This is a genomic window from Oceanimonas smirnovii ATCC BAA-899, from assembly GCF_000381965.1.
Classification (GTDB): Bacteria; Pseudomonadota; Gammaproteobacteria; order Enterobacterales; family Aeromonadaceae; genus Oceanimonas; species Oceanimonas smirnovii.
Window position 1 is genome coordinate 38,732 of sequence record NZ_KB908458.1, and the last position, 19,535, is coordinate 58,266.

Sequence of the window (19,535 nt, forward strand, 5' to 3'; positions counted from 1 at the left end):
AGGGAGCAGGAATGTCGGTTATCGCAGCGCTATTCCGCTCCTGCAGACGGCTTTCAACGACACTTCGGTGTTTAAACCTCCACCGGTACTGGCTCGGTCAGGGTCATGCCTTCTGGTGAAATCGTTGCCTTCCAGGCCTGGCATTCCACGCCGGCGGCAACGGCTTCGCGCACCAGAGCGGCGTATTTGGGATCCAGATGCTCTGCGGGGCTGACCCGCTCAATGCCGGTGTGCAGCACGCAAAACAGCATCACCGCTCTGTGACCGGCCTTGGCGCATTCCATCAGCTCGCGCACATGTTTTTGTGCCCGCAGGCTTTGCGTATCCGGAAAAAAACCGGCCCCGCCACCTTCATGCAGGGTCACGCTTTTCACCTCCACATAACAGTCGGGCCGGCCTTCGCCACTCAGTAAAAAATCAATGCGGCTGTTTTCACTGCCATAGCGCACTTCGGCCCGCACTCGTTCATAACCGGCCAGTGCCGGAATTCGCTGTTCACTCAGCGCCTCGGCCACCAGCTGATTGGCCCGGCTGGTATTCACGCAAATAAAATCACCGGCATCATTGCGGCTCAGCTCCCAGGTATGGGCATATTTTCGCCTGGGATTATCGGAAGTGGAGTAAAATACGGTCCAGCCCGGCTCGGCACACCCCGTCATCCGGCCGGTATTGGGGCAGTGCAGCGTCAGCTCCCGCCCCTCCGCCTGCACATCGGCCAAAAAACGTTTATAGCGCCGAATCAGCCGCCCGCAGCCCAATGATGAGGAAAAATCCAAAATAAAACCTATAGTTGTTGAAATGATACGGAATGGTAACCGTAACAAGGTTTCAGGCTCCAGACTTGAAAAGCGCTCACTTCGCCCCCATCTGGTGGGGTCACCATAAGAAAGCATGGACTCTTTGGTGACATGGTGGTGGTGTTTATATAGCCAGATTGTGCCGTACGAAGACCACTTTCGCAGAAACAGCACGGTAAAATTGCTTTGCCATTATGCTTTCTGCTATAGATAGCCGCTTCTCAAATTTGGTTGGCGCAATATTTGCTTTTTAGGAGATACAGAATGCCAGCAGTCGAAACCAAAAAATCTCTCGGTATTCTGGCTATTGCCGGTGTTGAACCCTACCAGGCCAAGCCCGACGAAGAATACATGAACGAAGCGCAGAAGACGCACTTCCGCAAAATTCTGGGTGCCTGGCGCAATCAATTGCGCGAAGAGGTGGATCGCACCGTGGGCCATATGAAGGACGAAGCCGCCAACTTCCCGGATCCGGTAGACAGAGCCGCCCAGGAAGAAGAATTCGCCCTTGAGCTGCGTGCTCGCGACCGGGAACGTAAACTGATCAAAAAGATCGAAAAAACCCTGCAGAAAATCGAAGAAGACGATTTCGGCTTTTGCGAGCACTGCGGCGTGGAAATTGGCATTCGTCGTCTTGAGGCCCGTCCCACTGCCGATCTGTGTATCGACTGCAAAACCCTGGCCGAGATCAAGGAAAAGCAGATGGCCGGTTACTGACCGGTCAGTATATCCATGAATAACACAGCGCCCGACCGCTATACAGGGCGCTTTGCCCCCTCTCCCAGCGGTCCCCTTCATTTTGGCTCTCTTATTGCCGCTCTTGGCAGCTACCTGCAGGCCCGCAGTCTGGCAGGGCAATGGCAGGTGCGCATTGAAGATCTGGACCCGCCCCGGGAAGTTGCGGGGGCAGCCGATGATATTTTACGCACCCTTGAGGCCTTTGGCCTGCACTGGGACGGTGCCTTGGTATATCAGAGCCAGCGGCATGAGCGTTATCAGCAGATACTGGATGACTGGGCCAGCCGCGGGCTTACCTATTACTGTCACTGTACCCGCAAACAGATTGCCGCCGCCGGGGGGCTCTACACCGGCCACTGCCGGAAACTGGGACTGGCAGCAAAAGGTGCCGCCGTGCGGTTGAAAATGTTCAGCCCCGTCTATGGTTTTCACGATCAGCTGCAAGGTGAGGTGCGCGTGGACGAGCGCCTCGCAGAAGAAGATTTTATTGTGCGCCGGCGCGACGGCTTTTATGCCTATAACCTGGCGGTGGTCATTGACGACATGGATGCGGGCATCACACAAGTGGTGCGCGGTGCCGATCTGCTGGAGCCCACAGCGCGCCAGATTGCACTCTACCGTTTGCTGAATGCTCCCGTACCCGACTGGCTGCATTTACCCCTGGCGGTATTTCAGGGCAATAAGCTGTCCAAGCAAAACCATGCGCCTCCCCTGAATATAAAAGCACCAGGTGAGGCCTTGTGGCAGGCCCTGACGTTTCTCGGGCAGCAGCCACCGGCAGACTTGTTTGGTGCCGGTGCAGATGAATTGCTGGCCTGGGCCATTTCGAACTGGCAGCTGAATAAAGTGCCTTCGAGGCCAGATATTGAGCTGAATTGCGCCGACAGTTCGCATTTTCAGCGCCCTGCGCTATCATAGTGCGCCGATTTTTCAACCCCGACCCTCGCGAGGTGTCCTATTTTTTCCCAGATTGCCGGCTTTTGTAAAAAGCTGCTGACCCGACAACAGGAGGCGTTGCCCTTGCAACCCGTGGTACTGACGCGCGACCAGCATGGTATTTCGCGCCAACAAATCAGTGATAACGCCCTCAAGGTGCTCTATCGCCTGAACAAGGGGGGCTATGAAGCCTACCTGGTAGGCGGTGGCGTGCGCGACCTGCTGCTGGGCCGCCAGCCCAAAGACTTTGACGTGGCCACCAATGCCACACCGGAGCAGGTAAAGGGGCTGTTCAGCAATTGCCGGCTGGTGGGCCGTCGCTTTCGTCTGGCCCATGTGCTGTTTGGCCGGGACGTGATTGAAGTGGCGACCTTTCGCGGCCATCACCACAGCGTGAACACCAGCAAGCATGTGTCTTCCCGCTCCAAGGAAGGCATGCTGCTGCGGGATAACGTGTACGGCACCATCGAAGAAGATGCCGAACGCCGCGACTTTACCGTTAACGCCCTCTACTACAATATTGCTGACTTTACCGTGCTGGGCTTTGCCGGCGGCCTGGCAGATCTTGAAGCCCGCCGCCTTGATCTGATTGGCGACCCGGAGACCCGTTACCGGGAAGACCCGGTGCGCATGCTGCGTGCCGTGCGTTTTTCCGCCAAGCTGGGGCTGTCCATCAGTCCGCGCACCGAAGCGCCCATCAGAGAGCTGGCACCACTGCTGACCGATATTCCGCCTGCCCGCCTGTTTGAAGAAACCCTCAAGCTGCTGCTGGCCGGTCAGGGTGTCGAAACCTATCGTCAGCTGCAGCACTACGGCCTGTTTGCGCCACTGTTTCCGGAAGCCTTTGAGGTGATGGGCCGCGGTAACAACCGCTATGGTCGCTTTATTGAGCTGGCCCTGGCCAACACCGATGAACGCATTGCTCAGGAACAGCGGGTCACTCCTGCTTTCCTGTACGCTGCGCTGCTGTGGGGCCCGGTAGAAACCCGCACCCAGGAATTTGTTAACGAAGGCGGCCTTGGCTATCACGATGCCTTTATGCTGGCTGCCGACGAAGTCATTAGCCGCCAGGTCAAAAGCGTGGCCATTCCGCGTCGCTTCAGTACCGTCGTGCGCGATATCTGGCAGCTGCAGGACAGGCTCACCAAACGCGCCGGCAAGCGCCCGTTCCGCTTGCTGGAACATCCCAAGTTTCGCGCCGGCTACGACTTTTTGCTGCTGCGGGCCGAGCTGGACCCGCGTTTGCGTGAACTGGCCGACTGGTGGACCGACTTTCAGCAGGCCAACCCCATGGAACGCCACCCGGTGGGGCACCACCCCGCCGATCGTCAGCAACAGAGCCGCCCTGCGCGCAACAGCAACGATAACGAAGGCAGCAGCCGTAAACGCAAGCGTCGCCGCCCGCGCCGGAAAAAAGAGTCGTGACACGGGTTTATGTCGCCCTGGGGGCTAATCTGAATGAGCCACTGGCCCGTATTCGCGCGGCCCAGCAGGCCCTGTCGTCCCTGGCTGACGCTGGCAGCCTGCGTCACTCCCGGCTGTATTGCAGCAAGCCCATGGGTCCGGCCGATCAGCCCGACTTTATCAATGGCGTATCAGTATTTGATACCAGCCTTTCCCCCCACGACCTGCTTGATGCGTTGCAGGCCATCGAGCAGCGGGAAGGACGCGTTCGCAAGGATGAACGCTGGGGACCCAGAGCACTGGATCTCGATATACTGCTCTATGGAGAGCAGCAAATTAATGATCAACGTCTTACCGTTCCTCACTACGGCATGAAGCAAAGGGAATTTGTACTTTATCCGCTGGCAGATCTCGCCCCTGAGCTTACCCTGCCCTGCGGCACGACTCTCTCCTCCCTGCTGCAGCAATGCCCGCTCAACGGCATGACGCCTCTGTCCGAGCAGTAACAGGAAACCAAAATGAGTAAAATCACTACCGCCAGACTGCGGGCCATGAAGCAGGCCGGCGACAAAATCGCCATGATCACTGCCTATGACGCCACCTTTGCCACTCTGTTTGAGCAAGCGGGTGTGCACGCCATTTTAATTGGCGACTCGCTGGGCATGGTGCTGCAGGGTGAAAGCAGCACCCTTGGCGTAACCATGGATGACATGGCTTACCATACCCGTTGTGTGGCTAATGGCTGCGAAAAGGCGTTCATCGTCGCCGACATGCCGTTTATGAGCTATAGCAACCCGGAGCAAGCCTGCACCAATGCGGCAACGTTAATGCGCGCCGGTGCTCATATGGTAAAGCTGGAAGGAGGTGACTGGCTGTCCGAGACGGTGCAGCAGCTCACCCGTCAGGGCGTGCCGGTATGTGGTCATCTGGGGCTGACACCCCAGTCGGTGCATGTGTTCGGCGGCTTCAAGCTGCAGGGCCGTGAAGCCGAGCAGGCAGCGCAGATCAAGCATCATGCCAAAGCGCTGGAAGCCGCCGGCATTCAGCTGCTGGTACTGGAATGCGTACCCAGCCCGCTTGCGGCCGAGATCAGCCGCATGCTGTCGATTCCGGTGATTGGCATTGGTGCCGGTGCCGATACCGACGGCCAGGTGCTGGTGATGCAGGACGCCCTGGGGCTGACTACCGGCTATGTGCCCAAATTTACCAAAAATTTCCTGGCTGACAGCGGCAATGTAAAGGCCGCTATCGAGACCTATGTGGCCGAGGTGGCCGCAGGCCGCTTTCCCGGCCCTGAGCACAGCTTTAACTGAGAGAAGTTCCATGCAAGTGGTCAGTAATATAGAACAGCTGAGAGCCACCATCAGTGAGTGGCGTCGCGCCGGCCTGCGCATCGGCTTTGTGCCCACCATGGGCAACCTGCACAATGGTCACCTGGAGCTGGTACGCCGGGCCCGTGAACAAGCCGACAGAGTCGTGGTCAGTATTTTCGTCAATCCCCTGCAGTTTGACCGTGCCGCCGATCTGGATGCCTATCCGCGCACGCTGGAGCAAGACTGCGAACGCCTGGGTGAGCTGGCCGAGCTGGTGTTTACTCCCACCCCCGAGCTGATGTACCCCCATGGTCAGCAGCAACAGACCAAAGTCGTTGTGCCAGGTGTTTCCGAAGTACTGGAAGGGGCGCTGCGCCCGGGCCATTTCGACGGCGTCAGCACGGTTGTGTGCAAGCTGTTCAATCTGGTGCAGCCCGATGTGGCCTGTTTTGGCGAAAAGGATTATCAACAACTGGCACTGATCCGTAAAATGACTGCAGATCTGAACCTGCCGGTAGACATTATTGGCGTGCCCACGGTACGCGCCGACGACGGCCTGGCGCTGAGTTCACGCAACGGTTACCTGACCGAGGCCGAACGGGCACTGGCACCCATGCTTGCCGCCACCATGAACTGGCTGGCAGAACGGCTGACCGCCGGCGAACGTAACCTTGAACAGCTGGCTGCCGATGGCAGCGCCCGGCTGAATGACGCCGGTTTTCGCACCGATGGCATCGATATGGTAGATGCCGATACCCTGCTCCCGCTGAATGAACACAGCCGGGCAGTGGTCATTTTAATGGCCGCCTTTCTGGGCAAGGCCAGACTGATAGACAACCGGGTCGTCACACTCGGCTAACGATACGGAGACAAGCAAACATGGACATGCAACGCATTATGCTCAGAGGCAAGCTGCATCAGGCCCGGGTTACCCACGCCGAGCTGAATTATGAAGGCTCCTGCGCCATTGATCAGGATCTGCTGGATGCAGTGAATATTCGCGAATATGAGCAGATTGATATTTATAACATCGAGAACGGCGAGCGTTTTCATACCTACGCCATTGCCGGTGAGCGTGGCTCGAAAATGATTTCCCTGAACGGTGCCGCTGCCCGCAAGGCCGCCGTGGGCGATCGCATCATCATCTGCGCCTATGCGCCCATGAGCGAGCAGCAAATAAACTCTTACGACCCGAATCTGGTCTATCTGGATGCCGATAACAACATAGTGCGCACCAGCAAGAACATTCCGCTGCAACTGGCCTGATTATCGGCTTTCACCGCAGTAAATAACAAAATGCAGCCAACTGGCTGCATTTTTGCTTAAACGAGCCGGAAAAGTCGTGCAACGAAGCATCAATGCGGTTGCGCTCCGCCGACACGCTTCAAGTACTTCCCTGTAACGCTCGAAAATGCCATCCATGGCATTTTATGGTCGGCTACGGCAATCCCCACTGCTGCTTCGGGCAACATCGGCGTTGCCTGCATGCTGCCAATCAGCTCCGAGTGTCCAAGAAGGACAAAGGGTGTCTGCTTCGCCGCACCCTCTGCGCCAGGGAGGGCGCAGCGGAGCCACCAGGGAGGGGTTCACGGCGTGTCGGCGAAGCAGTGCCCTTTGCCCGTTTACGCAGGCGTTACAGACACCTGCTGATCAGTGCCGCAGGCCGCGGCCGGTGTGAATCAGGTACCAGGCCGCGCCGTAGAAGGCAGCGATAAAGGCAATAATAATGCCGTAGGCCACGGTCAGGGGCACATCACTGATGCCGAGAAAACCATAACGAAAGGCGTTCACCATATAGAGCACAGGATTGGCATGAGACACGCCCTGCCAGAACTCCGGCAGCAGCTCGATGGAGTAGAACACCCCGCCCAGATAGGTCAGCGGCGTCAGAATAAAAGTGGGAATAATGCTGATATCATCAAAGGAGCGGGCGAAAATGGCGTTCAGCAGCCCGGCCAGAGAAAACAGCACAGCCGTCAGAAAAACAGTAAAGATAACGCTGAACAGGTGGCTTATCTGCAAATCCACAAAAAACAGCGATACCAGACTGACAATAAGGCCTACCAGCAAGCCCCGGGTGACACCGCCACCCACATAGCCGGCAATAATCACATAGGTGGGCACCGGGGCCACCAGCAGCTCTTCTACATTGCGCTGAAACTTGCTGCTGAAAAACGACGAGGCGACGTTAGAGTAGGAGTTGGTGATCACCGACATCATGATAAGACCCGGCACAATAAAGGCCATATAGGAATAGCCGCCCATCTCGCCGATACGGCTGCCGATGAGGTTGCCAAAAATCACGAAATAGAGGGTCATGGTAATGGCCGGCGGCACCAGGGTCTGCACCCAAATGCGGGTAAAACGCACTATCTCCCGGTGCAGTATGCTTTTGAAGGCGATGTAATATTGTCTGGTATTCACGCTTTTCTCCCCTGCTCCACCAGTGTTACAAACAATTCTTCCAGCCGGTTGGCCTTGTTGCGCATGCTCAGCACACGAATACCCTGCTCATTCAGCTGAGCAAACACTCCATTCAGCCCCTGCTCTTTTGCTACTTCCACTTCCAGGGTGTGATCGTCTGTCATCTGCCAGTTAAAACCCGATAAAAAGGGCTCGCGACAGTCGGCAGCCAGATCGAGAATAAAGGTTTCCACATTGAGCTTGCCCAGCAACCCCTTCATGGTGGTGTTTTCCACCAGCCGGCCCTTGTCGATAATGCCGATATGGCGGCACAATATCTCCGCCTCTTCCAGATAGTGGGTGGTAAGAATAATGGTGATACCTTCAGCATTAATTTCTTTCAGAAAATCCCACATGGCCCGGCGAATTTCGATATCCACTCCGGCGGTAGGCTCATCAAGGATCAGTAATTTGGGCTGATGCATCAGGGCCCGGGCTATCATCAGCCGGCGCTTCATGCCGCCGGACAAAGTACGCGCCGGCAGATCCCGCTTGTCCCATAAATCCAGCTGTTTCAGGTATCTTTCCGCCCGGGCCAGAGCTTCCTTGCGCTCCACACCATAAAGGCCGGCCTGATTCACCACTATCTGGCGCACTTTTTCAAACTGATTGAAGTTGAATTCCTGGGGTACCAGACCAATGCAGGACTTGGCCTGCTCCAGCTCAGTATCTATGTCGTGGCCAAACACTTTCACCGTGCCGCCGCTCTTGTTCACCAGAGACGAAACAATGCCGATAGTGGTGGATTTTCCCGCTCCGTTGGGGCCCAGCAGGGCGTAAAAATCACCCGCTTCCACATTCAGATCTATTCCCTTGAGCGCTTCCACACCACCCTCATAGGTTTTGCGCAAGCCCTGAATTTCCAGTGCTTTGGTCATATTTTCTCCAAACGAAAAACATATGCCTGGGCAAGGACCAGGCATATGAAGGAATCAAGTGTCGGAATACAGGAGTGCGCTACTCCAGCGGTACCACTTTGCCGATGTAAGGCAGATTGCGGTAACGTTGTGCGTAGTCGATGCCGTAACCTACCACGAATTCATCGGGAATGGTAAAGCCCACCCAGTCTACCGGCACCTGGGCTTCACGACGCTCGGGCTTGTCGAGCAGGGTGCAAATGGTGAGCGAGGCCGGGCTGCGCAAAGACAGTATTTCCTTCACCTTACTCAGGGTGTAACCGGTGTCGATGATGTCTTCGACGATCAACACATGCTTGCCGTGAATTTCGTCATCCAGATCTTTAAGAATGCGCACATCCCGGTTGCTGTCCATGCTGTTGCCATAGCTGGAGGCGGTCATAAAGTCGAGCCGCACCGGCACAGTGAGATGGCGGCACAGATCGGCCATAAAAATACAGGAGCCCCGCAGCAGACCCACCATGACCACTTCCTCAACGCCCTGATAGTGGTTGTTTATCTGTTCGCCCAGCGCCTGAGTTCTGGCATTGACCTCATCGGTGCCGATCAGCACATCCACTCGGTGTTTCATTGTTACTGCTCCGTTCGGGTGGCCAGCACCCGGCTGTGATTAAAGCGGTATTTTAGCGGAATTCCCAAACCTGTGCACAAACGCGGATACGCAGCGCGAAGCATCAGTGCGGTTGCACTCCGCCGACACGCTTCAAGTACTTCCCTGTAACGCTCGAAAATGCCATCCATGGCCTTTTATGGTCGGCTTCGGCAATCCCCACTGCTGCTTCGAGTAACCTAGGCATCGCCTGCATACAGTCACCCCAGCACATTCTGAGGAGGACAAAGGGTGTCTGCTTCGCCGCGCCCTCTGCGCCATGGATGGCGCAGTGGAGCCCCCATGGATGGGTTCACGGCGTGCCGGAGAAGCAGTGCGCTTTGGCCGACGAACTGCACTGTAGCTACAGACAACTGGTTTTTACTTCCAGCTTCCGAGTCCTAGCTTCGCTCTGATCCGTAACCCCAGCGGCTGACCAGATCCTGATCCAGCCCCAGATGATCCAGGATCCGTGCCACCATAAAGTCCACCAGATCGTCGATCGATTTGGGCTGATGATAAAAGCCCGGTGCTGCCGGCATGATGGTCACGCCCATGCGTGCCAGTTTGAGCAGGTTTTCCAGATGGATCTCGGATAACGGCGACTCGCGGGGCACCAGAATCAACTGGCCTTTTTCCTTGATCACCACATCGGCGGCGCGTTCAATCAGGTTGTCGGATGCGCCGCTGGCAATGGAAGCCACAGTACCCATGGAGCAGGGGCAGATCACCATGCGCCGGGGAGCGCCTGAGCCGGAGGCCACCGGCGAGAACCATTCTTCCTTGCCATACACTCGAACCTGGCCGGGCCCGGCCTGATAGCGCTCGCACAGATAATCGGCCAGCTGCTCCGGTTTGCCAGGCCACTGTTCGCCCTGCTCGGTAGCCAGCACCACACGGGCAGCGCTGGACACCAGCAAATGCACCTGCATGCCGGCCTTTACCAGACATTTCAGCAAAGACAGTGCATAGGGCGCGCCGGACGCGCCGCTTAATGCCAGAGTGATCTGCTGCTGTCGGGAATACTCAGCCATGTTTAACCTCCAGTACCGCCAGCAGTTTGTCGTGAATACCACCAAAACCGCCGTTGCTCATGATCAGAATCTCATCGCCGGCCTGAGCCTCGCGTACCAGAGCGGCTATCAGTGCATTTAACTCGCCAAACACCCGGCCTTGCGGGCAGGCATCGGCCACGGCCTGCAAATTCCACTCAAGCCCGGGGGGCTGAAACAGATAGGTGGCATCGGCCTGTTGCAGCGAATTCGCGAGCTCTTGCTGGTGTATGCCCATTTTCATGGTGTTGGAGCGTGGCTCCAGCACCGCCAGTACCCGGCCGCCTTTGCTGCGGGCGCACAAGCCGGCCAGGGTGGTGGCAATGGCAGTGGGGTGGTGGGCAAAATCGTCCCACACCCGAATGCGGTTTACCTCGCCTTTTTGCTCCATGCGCCGTTTGGGCGACACAAAACCACAGAGGGCGGCAATGGCTTCGGCCACAGGCACACCGGCATGACGGGCGGCGGCCAGTGCCATCAGGCCGTTGTTCACATTATGCAGACCCATGCAGGACCAGTTCACCTCTCCTGTCCGCTCATCATCGAGCCAGACCGCAAAGTGACTGCCGTCGTCCGCCAGCAGCTCGGCGCGCCAGCGGCCCCCCTCGCCCACATATTCCAGCTCACTCCAGCAGCCCATGTTTTTCACCGCGTCCAGCGCCGGTGTATGTGTTGGCATCAGAATACGACCATGGCCGGGCACCATGCGCAGCAGATGATGAAACTGCCGCTGGATTGCCGCCAGATCGGGAAAGATGTCCGCATGATCAAATTCAAGGTTGTTCAGGATCAGAGTGCTGGGGCGGTAGTGTACAAACTTGGATCGCTTGTCGAAAAAGGCGCTATCGTACTCGTCCGCCTCGATCACAAAGAAAGGTGCATCACCCAGCCGGGCAGAAACCTCAAAGTTGCCAGGCACGCCGCCGATCAAAAAGCCGGGCGCAAGGCCGCAGTCTTCCAGAATATGCGCCAGCATGCCCGAGGTGGTGGTTTTGCCGTGAGTGCCGGCCACCGCCAGTACCCAGCGGTCCTGCAGCACATGCTCAAGCAGCCACTGCGGACCGGAAGTATAGGGAATGCGCCGGTTGAGCACGGCTTCCACACAAGGATTGCCCCGGCTCATGGCGTTGCCGATCACCACCAGATCCGGCACTGGATCGAGCTGGCTTGAATCATAGCCTTCGATCAGCGTGATCCCCTGTTGCTCCAGCTGAGTACTCATGGGCGGATAAACATTGGCGTCACTGCCGGTGACCTGGTAGCCAAGCTGACGGGCCAGCACCGCCAGCCCGCCCATAAAAGTGCCGCAAATACCGAGAATATGAATATGCATGAGACTGCCTTCGGCGTTTAAAAAGTGCCGTCATTCTAGCAATGTGGCGGCTCTTTGGGCACTGCTCTGGTGATTCACGCGACAGGCCGGTTATAATGCCTGCCTGTCATCGCCGTTACCCATTTGTATAACAGATGCAAAGCGGCCGCGGTGGTACACTCGATTCACAAATACGTAACTGACTATATACAAGGAAACGTCATGAGCCTGAACCTGGTACCGGCCGGTAAGAGCCTGCCCGAAGATATCTATGTGGTAATCGAAATCCCTCAGAATGCCGATCCCATCAAATATGAAGTAGACAAGGACACCGGTGCCCTGTTTGTGGATCGTTTCATGGCCACTCCCATGTTCTACCCCTGCAACTACGGCTACGTGAACCAGACTCTGTCTCTGGACGGCGATCCGGTAGACGTGCTGGTACCCACTCCTCACCCCCTGGTGCCCGGCTCAGTGATCCGCTGCCGTCCGGTTGGCGTACTGAAAATGACCGACGAATCCGGTGAAGACGCCAAGGTAATCGCCGTTCCCCACAGCAAGCTGAGCAAGGAATATGAGCACATTCAGGACATCAATGACGTGCCCGAGCTGCTCAAGGCCCAGATCAAACACTTCTTTGAGCGCTATAAAGAGCTGGAAGCAGGCAAGTGGGTCAAGGTAGAAGGCTGGGAAGACAAGGCTGCCGCTGAAGCCGAAATTCTGGCTTCCGCCGAGCGTTACAATAAGGCCTGATCATTCTGCCTTGCTGATATAAAAAAAGAGCACTGCGGTGCTCTTTTTTTATTGGTGTGGCGGTCAGCCGGTTTTTGATGAATGTTGGCAAAATGGCTCTTAACGAGCCTTTTTTGTATACAGATTAACCGGTTGCCCTATATCATGATGGCCAGGATCCCGAGGCTTGAGACATAGCCAATGAACAGAAGCAACCAAGTCATCCTGGACTTGTCTTTTTTCATTCGGTGATCCTTTCAAAAGTTGCAGCTGAATTTTAACATGGTGAAAACATAATTAACAAGCTGAATTGACGTTCATGATCACCAAGACACTCAGTCAGGATACAAAGATAAAAAACAGTAAACATTTACTGCGCGAGCTGGCCGAACAGCGAGGCCTGGCAGGTTTGCTGCACGGGGACTCACCCAACAGTTTTGGGGATCGTTACCGAATCCGGCAGCAGCTGGAAGACGCCGCCCGCCAGAAGAATCTGGAAACCATTATGCGCCTGGCTCATGAACAATGCGGCAGCGACGTAGGGGGCGAGCCGGATCCTGACTGGCTGAGTCATTTCATGAGTCTTGCAGAAAATATTCGTCACAGCGCCATGCAGCAGTTCTGGGCCAGCATACTGACCCGTGAAATTGCTCAGCCCGGCCGTTGTTCAGTACAGGCGCTCACCTGCCTGCGGCGTATGACCCAAAAAGACGCCCTGCTGCTGCAAAAGGCCAGTGCGCTTGGCTGCCATTTTGGCGATGACAATTTACGGCTGTTTCTGGGTTACCGGCAAAAAGGACTCTGGCAGGGGCTGCGCCAGCAAAAGCTGACTCCGGGCAAATATCGCCTGCCCTTTGCCGGCCTGATGCAGCTGTTTGAACTGGGATTATTACACCAGACCGAGCTGGAGTCGGGCGAGCTGACCACTGCCAACCCGCTCACCCTGATACTGGGAGACAGACGGCTCAAACTCAGCCCACGGCGCAAAGGCGTACGGCTGCTGTATTACCGTTTTACCGGCATTGGCAACGAGCTGGCCGCGCTGATGACAGAAGTCACACCGGCAGACTATATAACGGATGTGCTGGAGTTGCTGGCCCCGCTGGGCCAGCTGGAGCAGGACAAAGGCGCTTAAACAGCGCGATCGAGCAGGGTTTCAACCTCGGCCTGAGACTGAAACCAGCCCAGCTTGCCGGCCAGTGAGGTGACTGAGCCAATTACCATCAGCGCCGGACTTTCCACTTGAGTTGCCAGCTCGCCAAGCTCATTCAGAGTGCCACGCACCAGCTTTTGTTGCTGAGTGGTGCCCCGCTCAATCAGCGCCACCGGCGTGGCACCGCTTAAGCCATGCTCCATCAATCGCTGCTGAATATGCGCCGAGCGCATCAATCCCATGTAAATCACCAGGGTCTGGCGGCTGTTGGCCAGACTGGCCCAGTCCGGCTCTTCACCATCCTTCTTGCAGTGACCGGTAATAAATACCGCACTCTGAGCATGATCCCTGTGGGTCAGCGGAATGCCGGCATAGGCGGTAGCACCGGCGGCAGCGGTAATGCCGGGCACCACCTGATAGCGAATGCCCGCTTCCACCAGGGTCTCCAGCTCTTCCGCGCCGCGGCCGAACATAAAGGGATCGCCGCCCTTGAGACGCACCACCCGCTTGCCTTCAAGCGCATGATCCACCAGCAGCTGATTGATTTGATCCTGGGGCACGCTGTGATTACCCGCCTTTTTGCCTACCGGGATCAATTCCGCTTCAGGACGGATCAGCGCCATGATCTCATCCGACACCAGTTGATCGTACAGCACCACATCGGCCTTCTGCAGCTCGTTCAGCGCCTTGACCGTCAACAGTTCCGGGTCGCCCGGGCCGGCCCCCACCAGGATCACTTCGCCTTGTGACGGCAGCTGCGCTTCCTGCTGCAGCCAGCGCTCTGCCGCCGCCAGGTTACCGTGTTTCAGGTAAGCATTGAGGGTGCCGTCATCCTGAGCCCGGGCCCAGAAACGACGACGCTCTTCGCTGCTGCCAAAACTGTTTTTCACCCGCTCCCGCAACCGGCCGGCCACCTCTGCCAGTGCGCCCCAGTGTGACGGCAGTAATGCATCAATACGAGCCCGCAGCAGGCGGGCCAGCCAGGGTGCCTTGCCACCGGTGCTGAGCGCCAGCTGCAGCGGAAAGCGCTCCACCACGGACGGAAAGATCACCGCCGAGCGCTTGCTGTCATCGGCCTTGTTGACCAGAATGCCGCGCTGATTGGCCAGCTGATAGACGCGGGCGTTCACTTCCTTGCTGCTGGTGGCGGCCACCACCAGAAAATGATCCTGCAGATGCGTTTCGTCAAACTCGGCCTGCCGCCACTCAAACTCCGGCAGCAGTTGTTCCAGCTCGGGGCAGAGTTCGGGGGCCACCACGGTCAGCCTGGCTCCGCGAGACAGCAACAGCCGGGCCTTGCGGGCGGCCACGGCACCGCCGCCTACCACCAGGCAGGGACGTTGTTCAATGCTGATAAAAAGAGGCAGGTGTTCCATGGCCGGCTCCGACAATAACAATAGACAGGCTAACTATAAACCGGCAGGCATATATCAGTATAATAATAAAAAATGATTTTTTATGCTTTTAAGGAATCAATAGGGCTTGTGATTCCATTCGAAGGCAGGAATTTTGGCCTGTTTCACAGGCCCCGCCAACTAAAGTGGCGGCTACAAAAGTGCAGAGAAGATGGTGCAGTCAGGCAGGCAAAACCGAGACTTCCAAGGGGAGGACAAGGAGAGCGGCTTCACGACCGATCAAATGCCATGGATGGCATTTGCCGAGCGCCCCACGGAGGGGCTTGAAGCGTGTCGTGAAGTCGACTCCTTGTTCGACCTGCTCTGGGTTCCGCAGGTTCAGGGGGTCAAATACCGCTGCCGTCGGACTCGGGTATTTCGTGCAGGCCGCATTCGCGCTTGAGGCCGTTGAAGCGGGTGTCCGCTTCGCTCATGCCCGGCTCCCACTTGGCGGTGGTGTGCACATCGCCCACCGACACATAACCCTGTTCCCACAACGGGTGATACGGCAGCTCGTGGTCTTTCAGGTAGTAGTGCACGTCCTTGTTGCTCCAGTCGATAATCGGCAGGAACTTGAACAGGCCGTTCTGAATACCCAGCACCTCAAGCCCTTCACGGGTATCGGACTGACTGCGGCGCAGGCCCGAGAACCAGACGCCGGCGTTCAGCTCACGCAGCGCCCGTTGCATCGGCTCCACCTTGTTCAGGTGGTTGTAGCGGCTGATGCCTTCCACCCCCTGCTCCCACAGCTTGCCGTGGCGGGCTTCCTGCCAGGCGGCGGACTCGGCGGCCCGGTACACCTTGAGGTTGAGCCCCAGGCGCTCGGTCAGCTCGTCAATAAAGCGGTAGGTTTCCGGAAACAGGTAGCCGGTATCGGTAAGGATCACCGGAATATCAGCCCTGACTTGCGTCACCAGATGCAGCATCACCGCCGCCTGAATACCAAAACTGGAGGAGAGCACTGGCTCTCCCGGCAGATGGTCCAGCGCCCAGCGCACCCGCTCGGATGCGCTCAGTGCCGCCAGCTCTTTATTGAGCGGCGCCAGGGCCTCGACCTGCTGCTGTCGGGACAGGCCGGTCAGCTCATCAAGAGCGGGCAACACATTAGACTGCATAAAAATCCCTCGCGGAGTCAACCACAGGCGCAATGATGCCGGCACGGATCACGAAGTCGCCAAAACCTTCACCGGCCTCACGCTCGGCGGCCCAGCGGGCAACCAGACCGTCGATCTCTTCCAGGATCTGGCGATCGGTGATGTTTTCCTTATACATGCGCGGAATGCGGGTGCCTTCCCGGTTGCCGCCCAGGTGCAGGTTGTAGCGACCGGGTGCCTTGCCCACCAGACCGATTTCCGCCAGCATGGCGCGGCCACAGCCGTTGGGGCAGCCGGTCACACGGAAGATGATGCTGTCATCATTCACGCCGTGCTTGGCCAGCACGCCTTCGATCTCGGTGACGAACTCCGGCAGGAAGCGCTCAGCTTCCGCCATGGCCAGCGGACAGGTGGGCAGCGCCACACAAGCCATGGAGTTCTGCCGCTGTTCAGACACGCTGTCGTCCAGCAGGCCGTATTGACGGGCCAGCGCTTCAATTTCCGCCTTCTGCTCGGTGGGTACACCGGCAATGATCAGATTCTGGTTGGCGGTCAGGCGGAAGTCGCCCTGATGCACTTTGGCAATCTCGGCCATGCCGGTTTTCAGCGGCTTGCCCGGATAGTCCAGAATGCGGCCGTTTTCGATAAACAGGGTCAGGTGGTGCTTGCCGTCTATACCTTCCACCCAGCCAAAGCGGTCGCCGCGGCTGGTGAATTCGTAAGGGCGTACCGGCTCGAATTTAATGCCGGCGCGCTTTTCCACTTCTTCCTTGAACGCATCCACGCCTACCCGCTCCAGGGTATATTTGGTCTTGGCGTTCTTGCGCTCAGAGCGGTTGCCCCAGTCACGCTGAGTGGTGACCACAGCAGCGGCCACCTCCAGGGTGTGCTCCAGCGGAATATAACCGAAGTCGCTGGCCTTGCGCGGATAGGTATTGGTGTCGCCGTGAGTCATGGCCAGGCCACCGCCCACCAGCACGTTAAAGCCCACCAGCTTGCCGTTATCGGCAATGGCCACAAAGTTCAGATCGTTGGCGTGCACATCAATGTCGTTATGCGGCGGAATGACGACCGTGGTCTTGAACTTGCGCGGCAGATAGGTGGAGCCCAGAATCGGCTCTTCGTCGGTGGTTTCCAGCCGCTCGCCGTCCAGCCAGATCTCGGCATAGGCCCGGGTCTTGGGCAGCAGATGCTCGGAAATCTTCTTGGCCCACTCGTAGGCTTCCTGATGCAGCTCAGACTCTACCGGGTTGCTGGTGCACAGCACGTTACGGTTCACGTCACCGGCGGTGGCGATGGAGTCGATGCCGGTCTTGTTCAGGGTCTGGTGCATCAGCTTGATGTCACGCTTGAGCACGCCGTGAAACTGAAAGGTCTGGCGGGTGGTCAGGCGAATGCTGCCATACATGGTGTGATCAGCGGCAAACTTGTCAATGGTCAGCCACTGCTCGGGCCTAATAATGCCGCCGGGCAGACGGGCGCGCAGCATCACATTGTGCAGCGGCTCCAGCTTTTGTGCGGTACGCTCGTTGCGAATGTCGCGGTCGTCCTGCTGATACATGCCGTGAAAGCGGATCAGCATAAAGTTATCGCCGTTAAAGCCACCGGTGAGCGGATCCTGCAGATCCTGCGTTATGGTGCCACGCAGAAAATTACTCTCGCGCTTGAGGCGTTCGTTGTCAGACAGTTTTTGCTCGCTCATCTTAATAAACATCCCTTTGGTAACGCTTGGCGCTGCGCAGCGCATCCACATAATCTTCGGCCTGTTCGCGGGTCTTGCCGCCGTGCTCAGCCACCAGTTCGATCAGGGCTTCATGCACGTCTTTAGCCATTTTGTTGGCATCGCCACACACATAGAAATGCGCGCCCTGCTCCAGCCAGGCATAGACCTCGGCCCCCTCTTGCTTCAGCTTGTGCTGCACATAGACTTTCTCGGCCTGATCCCGGCTGAAGGCCAGGGAGATTTTGTCCAGCAGGCCGGATTTGACGTAGCGCTGCCACTCCAGCTGATACAGGAAGTCCTGAGTGAAGTGCGGGTTGCCGAAGAACAGCCAGTTTTTGCCCTCGGCACCTCTGTCATCCCGCTCCTGCATAAAGGCGCGGAACGGCGCTATGCCGGTGCCCGGGCCCACCATGATCACCGGGGTGCTGTCGTCGGCGGGCAGGCGGAAGTTGTCGTTGTGCTCCACGAACACCCGCACCTTGCCGCCCTCTTCCAGCCGGTCGGCCAGGTAGGAAGAGGCACCACCGGCACGGGGCTGTCCGTCGTGGTCAAAACGTACCACCCCCACGGTCAGGTGCACTTCCTCGTCTACTTCCGCCTGGGAGGAGGCAATGGAATAGAGCCGCGGCGTCAGTTTACGCAGGGCCCCCAGCAGTTGCTCGGCAGTCAGTGCCACCGGCTGCCCGGCGATAATGTCTTGAATCTGATGACTGGCACAGTATTCGCGCAGGGCAGCCTTGTCATCCACCAGCGCCTTAAGCTTGTCGCTGCCGGACAGTTCGGCATAGGCCTGTACAAAGCTGGCATACCCCTGAGTCAGCTCATAGTGGTTGATCAGCGCCTCATGCAGGGACAGAGTCTTATCGTCCACCTTGACTTCAGTATCGCCGGACAGCTCCACCAGTTGCAGCAGGCTGTCTACCAGCGCCTCGTCGTTGCTGAACCACACGCCAAGCGCATCACCGGGCTGGTAAGTCAGGCCCGAGTCTTCCAGGGAGATCTCAATGTGGCGCACATCCCGGTCAGAATCCCGGCCGGTAATTTTCTGATTGGTGGACAGCTCGGCCACAAAGGGATTTTTCTTGCTGTAGAGGCTGGCGACCCCCTGAGTGGCGGGAGTGCCCGGGATCACTTCATTGGCGGCCTCACCGGCCAGGGCATCCTTGAGCAGTTCAAAGGCGGACTGGCTCCACTCGGCGGCGGGGCCTTCATAGTCCACATCACAGTCAAGACGGGCCAGCAGCGGCTTGGCACCGGCCTTGCTGAGATATTCATCAAAGTCCTTGCCGGTCTGGCAGAAGAATTCATAAGAAGAATCACCCAGGCCAATCACGCCGTAGCTCAGGCCATCCAGCTTGCCGGCCTTGCCGGACTTCAGCTGCTTGTGGAATTCAATGGCATCATCGGGCGCTTCGCCCTCACCGTTGGTGCTGGCCACAATGATCACATGGGTTTCTTTCTTGAGCTGCTTGATTTTGTAGTCGGCAACATTATACAGCTCGGCAGCAATGCCGCTGGCATCAGCCTGGGCCTTGAGGGTCTCGGCCACCCCTTTGGCATTGCCGGTTTGTGAGGCGTAGAGAATCGTCAGCTTGCCTGCGGGCTGAGCCGCCACAGCGGCAGTGGGAGCAGCCGCAATGGCCTGGCCGTGCTGGCTGATGCCGTAAAAATAACCGCTGACCCAGGCCAGCTGAGTGGCGTTGAGCTCGGCCGCCACCTGAGTGAGCTTGTGCACCTGTTGTTCGTTCAGCGGGCTGGCGGCCGCCGCAAGTTCTTTTAAAAGCATGACATTGCCTTCCACTTTTCCAGAGTGGATACAGCTTAAGCCATATTTATACTTAACAATAAAGAATAAAGGGTGATTTTTTATGCATTAAAAGAATATCCAAATATGCTTACCAATAAAAAAGGGCTTCCT

At 57.4% G+C, this 19,535-nt stretch carries 19 protein-coding genes; 9 read left to right on the plus strand and 10 right to left on the minus strand.

What is annotated here, in order from left to right:
• Window positions 1-71: 71 nt before the first annotated feature.
• Window positions 72-776, minus strand: a complete 705-nt coding sequence (sfsA, locus tag G364_RS0107055; RefSeq protein WP_026344756.1) for a DNA/RNA nuclease SfsA — start codon at window positions 774-776, stop codon at window positions 72-74.
• 285 nt (window positions 777-1,061) lie between these two features.
• Between sfsA and dksA the strand changes: the two genes are divergently transcribed.
• The 7 genes from dksA (at window position 1,062) to panD (ending at window position 6,454) form a co-directional block, all read left to right on the plus strand.
• Complete coding sequence (gene dksA / locus G364_RS0107060; RefSeq protein ID WP_019934448.1) at window positions 1,062-1,514, plus strand: RNA polymerase-binding protein DksA; 453 nt, start codon at window positions 1,062-1,064, stop codon at window positions 1,512-1,514.
• Window positions 1,515-1,529: 15 nt separating this feature from the next.
• A complete protein-coding gene (gluQRS, locus tag G364_RS0107065; RefSeq protein ID WP_019934449.1) occupies window positions 1,530-2,453 on the plus strand; it encodes a tRNA glutamyl-Q(34) synthetase GluQRS in 924 nt (307 codons plus the stop codon).
• Between the two features lie 102 nt (window positions 2,454-2,555).
• Complete coding sequence (pcnB, locus tag G364_RS0107070; RefSeq protein WP_019934450.1) at window positions 2,556-3,896, plus strand: polynucleotide adenylyltransferase PcnB; 1,341 nt, start codon at window positions 2,556-2,558, stop codon at window positions 3,894-3,896.
• Window positions 3,893-4,381, plus strand: coding sequence for a 2-amino-4-hydroxy-6-hydroxymethyldihydropteridine diphosphokinase (gene folK, locus G364_RS0107075; RefSeq protein ID WP_019934451.1), 489 nt, complete (start codon window positions 3,893-3,895; stop codon window positions 4,379-4,381). Before pcnB ends, folK begins: the two co-directional genes overlap by 4 nt.
• A gap of 12 nt (window positions 4,382-4,393) precedes the next feature.
• Window positions 4,394-5,188, plus strand: a complete 795-nt coding sequence (panB, locus tag G364_RS0107080; protein ID WP_019934452.1) for a 3-methyl-2-oxobutanoate hydroxymethyltransferase — start codon at window positions 4,394-4,396, stop codon at window positions 5,186-5,188.
• Window positions 5,189-5,198: 10 nt separating this feature from the next.
• Complete coding sequence (gene panC, locus G364_RS0107085; RefSeq protein WP_019934453.1) at window positions 5,199-6,047, plus strand: pantoate--beta-alanine ligase; 849 nt, start codon at window positions 5,199-5,201, stop codon at window positions 6,045-6,047.
• A gap of 20 nt (window positions 6,048-6,067) precedes the next feature.
• Window positions 6,068-6,454 (plus strand): aspartate 1-decarboxylase, encoded by a 387-nt coding sequence (gene panD, locus G364_RS0107090; protein WP_019934454.1) that lies wholly within the window; start codon window positions 6,068-6,070, stop codon window positions 6,452-6,454.
• 384 nt (window positions 6,455-6,838) lie between these two features.
• Here panD and G364_RS0107095 read toward each other — a convergent pair whose 3' ends face one another.
• From G364_RS0107095 to mpl, 5 genes are all read right to left on the minus strand, one after another.
• The gene (locus G364_RS0107095) at window positions 6,839-7,612 is read right to left on the minus strand and encodes an ABC transporter permease (RefSeq protein ID WP_019934455.1); all 774 of its coding nucleotides are present in this window, start codon (window positions 7,610-7,612) and stop codon (window positions 6,839-6,841) included.
• Complete coding sequence (locus G364_RS0107100; RefSeq protein ID WP_019934456.1) at window positions 7,609-8,529, minus strand: ABC transporter ATP-binding protein; 921 nt, start codon at window positions 8,527-8,529, stop codon at window positions 7,609-7,611. The genes G364_RS0107095 and G364_RS0107100 overlap by 4 nt, the downstream gene beginning before the upstream one ends.
• A gap of 79 nt (window positions 8,530-8,608) precedes the next feature.
• On the minus strand, window positions 8,609-9,139 hold the full coding sequence (hpt, locus tag G364_RS0107105) for a hypoxanthine phosphoribosyltransferase (protein WP_019934457.1): 531 nt from the start codon (window positions 9,137-9,139) through the stop codon (window positions 8,609-8,611).
• 419 nt (window positions 9,140-9,558) lie between these two features.
• Window positions 9,559-10,191 (minus strand): flavin prenyltransferase UbiX, encoded by a 633-nt coding sequence (locus tag G364_RS0107110; protein ID WP_019934458.1) that lies wholly within the window; start codon window positions 10,189-10,191, stop codon window positions 9,559-9,561.
• Window positions 10,184-11,542: a UDP-N-acetylmuramate:L-alanyl-gamma-D-glutamyl-meso-diaminopimelate ligase gene (mpl, locus tag G364_RS0107115; protein WP_019934459.1), complete on the minus strand. Its 1,359-nt coding sequence runs from the start codon at window positions 11,540-11,542 to the stop codon at window positions 10,184-10,186. Before mpl ends, G364_RS0107110 begins: the two co-directional genes overlap by 8 nt.
• Before the next feature lie 201 nt (window positions 11,543-11,743).
• On the opposite strand from mpl, the gene ppa reads away from it, so the two are divergent.
• Together ppa and G364_RS0107130 are read left to right on the plus strand one after the other, a co-directional pair.
• Window positions 11,744-12,274, plus strand: a complete 531-nt coding sequence (ppa, locus tag G364_RS0107120) for an inorganic diphosphatase (RefSeq protein WP_019934460.1) — start codon at window positions 11,744-11,746, stop codon at window positions 12,272-12,274.
• 298 nt (window positions 12,275-12,572) lie between these two features.
• Window positions 12,573-13,388 carry a TIGR03899 family protein gene (locus G364_RS0107130; RefSeq protein ID WP_019934461.1) on the plus strand — a complete coding sequence of 272 codons (816 nt, stop codon included), beginning with the start codon at window positions 12,573-12,575 and terminating at the stop codon, window positions 13,386-13,388.
• Here G364_RS0107130 and cysG read toward each other — a convergent pair.
• From cysG to G364_RS0107150, 4 genes are all read right to left on the minus strand, one after another.
• Window positions 13,385-14,782 (minus strand): siroheme synthase CysG, encoded by a 1,398-nt coding sequence (gene cysG / locus G364_RS0107135; protein ID WP_019934462.1) that lies wholly within the window; start codon window positions 14,780-14,782, stop codon window positions 13,385-13,387. The two genes, G364_RS0107130 and cysG, sit on opposite strands and share 4 nt — an antisense overlap.
• A 365-nt stretch (window positions 14,783-15,147) precedes the next feature.
• Window positions 15,148-15,915: a phosphoadenylyl-sulfate reductase gene (locus G364_RS0107140; RefSeq protein WP_019934463.1), complete on the minus strand. Its 768-nt coding sequence runs from the start codon at window positions 15,913-15,915 to the stop codon at window positions 15,148-15,150.
• The gene (cysI, locus tag G364_RS0107145) at window positions 15,905-17,608 is read right to left on the minus strand and encodes an assimilatory sulfite reductase (NADPH) hemoprotein subunit (RefSeq protein ID WP_019934464.1); all 1,704 of its coding nucleotides are present in this window, start codon (window positions 17,606-17,608) and stop codon (window positions 15,905-15,907) included. Before cysI ends, G364_RS0107140 begins: the two co-directional genes overlap by 11 nt.
• Window positions 17,598-19,403, minus strand: coding sequence for an assimilatory sulfite reductase (NADPH) flavoprotein subunit (locus tag G364_RS0107150; RefSeq protein WP_019934465.1), 1,806 nt, complete (start codon window positions 19,401-19,403; stop codon window positions 17,598-17,600). The genes cysI and G364_RS0107150 overlap by 11 nt, the downstream gene beginning before the upstream one ends.
• Window positions 19,404-19,535: the final 132 nt, after the last annotated feature.

What these genes read in the sequence shown, in the direction of transcription:
- dksA (WP_019934448.1), top strand. Translation starts at nt 1,062, where the DNA reads ATGCCAGCAGTCGAAACCAAAAAATCTCTCGGTATTCTGGCTATTGCC.
- gluQRS (WP_019934449.1), top strand. Translation starts at nt 1,530, where the DNA reads ATGAATAACACAGCGCCCGACCGCTATACAGGGCGCTTTGCCCCCTCT.
- panB (WP_019934452.1), top strand. Translation starts at nt 4,394, where the DNA reads ATGAGTAAAATCACTACCGCCAGACTGCGGGCCATGAAGCAGGCCGGC.
- panC (WP_019934453.1), top strand. Translation starts at nt 5,199, where the DNA reads ATGCAAGTGGTCAGTAATATAGAACAGCTGAGAGCCACCATCAGTGAG.
- panD (WP_019934454.1), top strand. Translation starts at nt 6,068, where the DNA reads ATGGACATGCAACGCATTATGCTCAGAGGCAAGCTGCATCAGGCCCGG.
- G364_RS0107100 (WP_019934456.1), bottom strand. Translation starts at nt 8,529, where the DNA reads ATGACCAAAGCACTGGAAATTCAGGGCTTGCGCAAAACCTATGAGGGT.
- hpt (WP_019934457.1), bottom strand. Translation starts at nt 9,139, where the DNA reads ATGAAACACCGAGTGGATGTGCTGATCGGCACCGATGAGGTCAATGCC.
- G364_RS0107110 (WP_019934458.1), bottom strand. Translation starts at nt 10,191, where the DNA reads ATGGCTGAGTATTCCCGACAGCAGCAGATCACTCTGGCATTAAGCGGC.
- mpl (WP_019934459.1), bottom strand. Translation starts at nt 11,542, where the DNA reads ATGCATATTCATATTCTCGGTATTTGCGGCACTTTTATGGGCGGGCTG.
- ppa (WP_019934460.1), top strand. Translation starts at nt 11,744, where the DNA reads ATGAGCCTGAACCTGGTACCGGCCGGTAAGAGCCTGCCCGAAGATATC.
- G364_RS0107130 (WP_019934461.1), top strand. Translation starts at nt 12,573, where the DNA reads ATGATCACCAAGACACTCAGTCAGGATACAAAGATAAAAAACAGTAAA.
- cysG (WP_019934462.1), bottom strand. Translation starts at nt 14,782, where the DNA reads ATGGAACACCTGCCTCTTTTTATCAGCATTGAACAACGTCCCTGCCTG.
- G364_RS0107140 (WP_019934463.1), bottom strand. Translation starts at nt 15,915, where the DNA reads ATGCAGTCTAATGTGTTGCCCGCTCTTGATGAGCTGACCGGCCTGTCC.
- cysI (WP_019934464.1), bottom strand. Translation starts at nt 17,608, where the DNA reads ATGTTTATTAAGATGAGCGAGCAAAAACTGTCTGACAACGAACGCCTC.
- G364_RS0107150 (WP_019934465.1), bottom strand. Translation starts at nt 19,403, where the DNA reads ATGCTTTTAAAAGAACTTGCGGCGGCCGCCAGCCCGCTGAACGAACAA.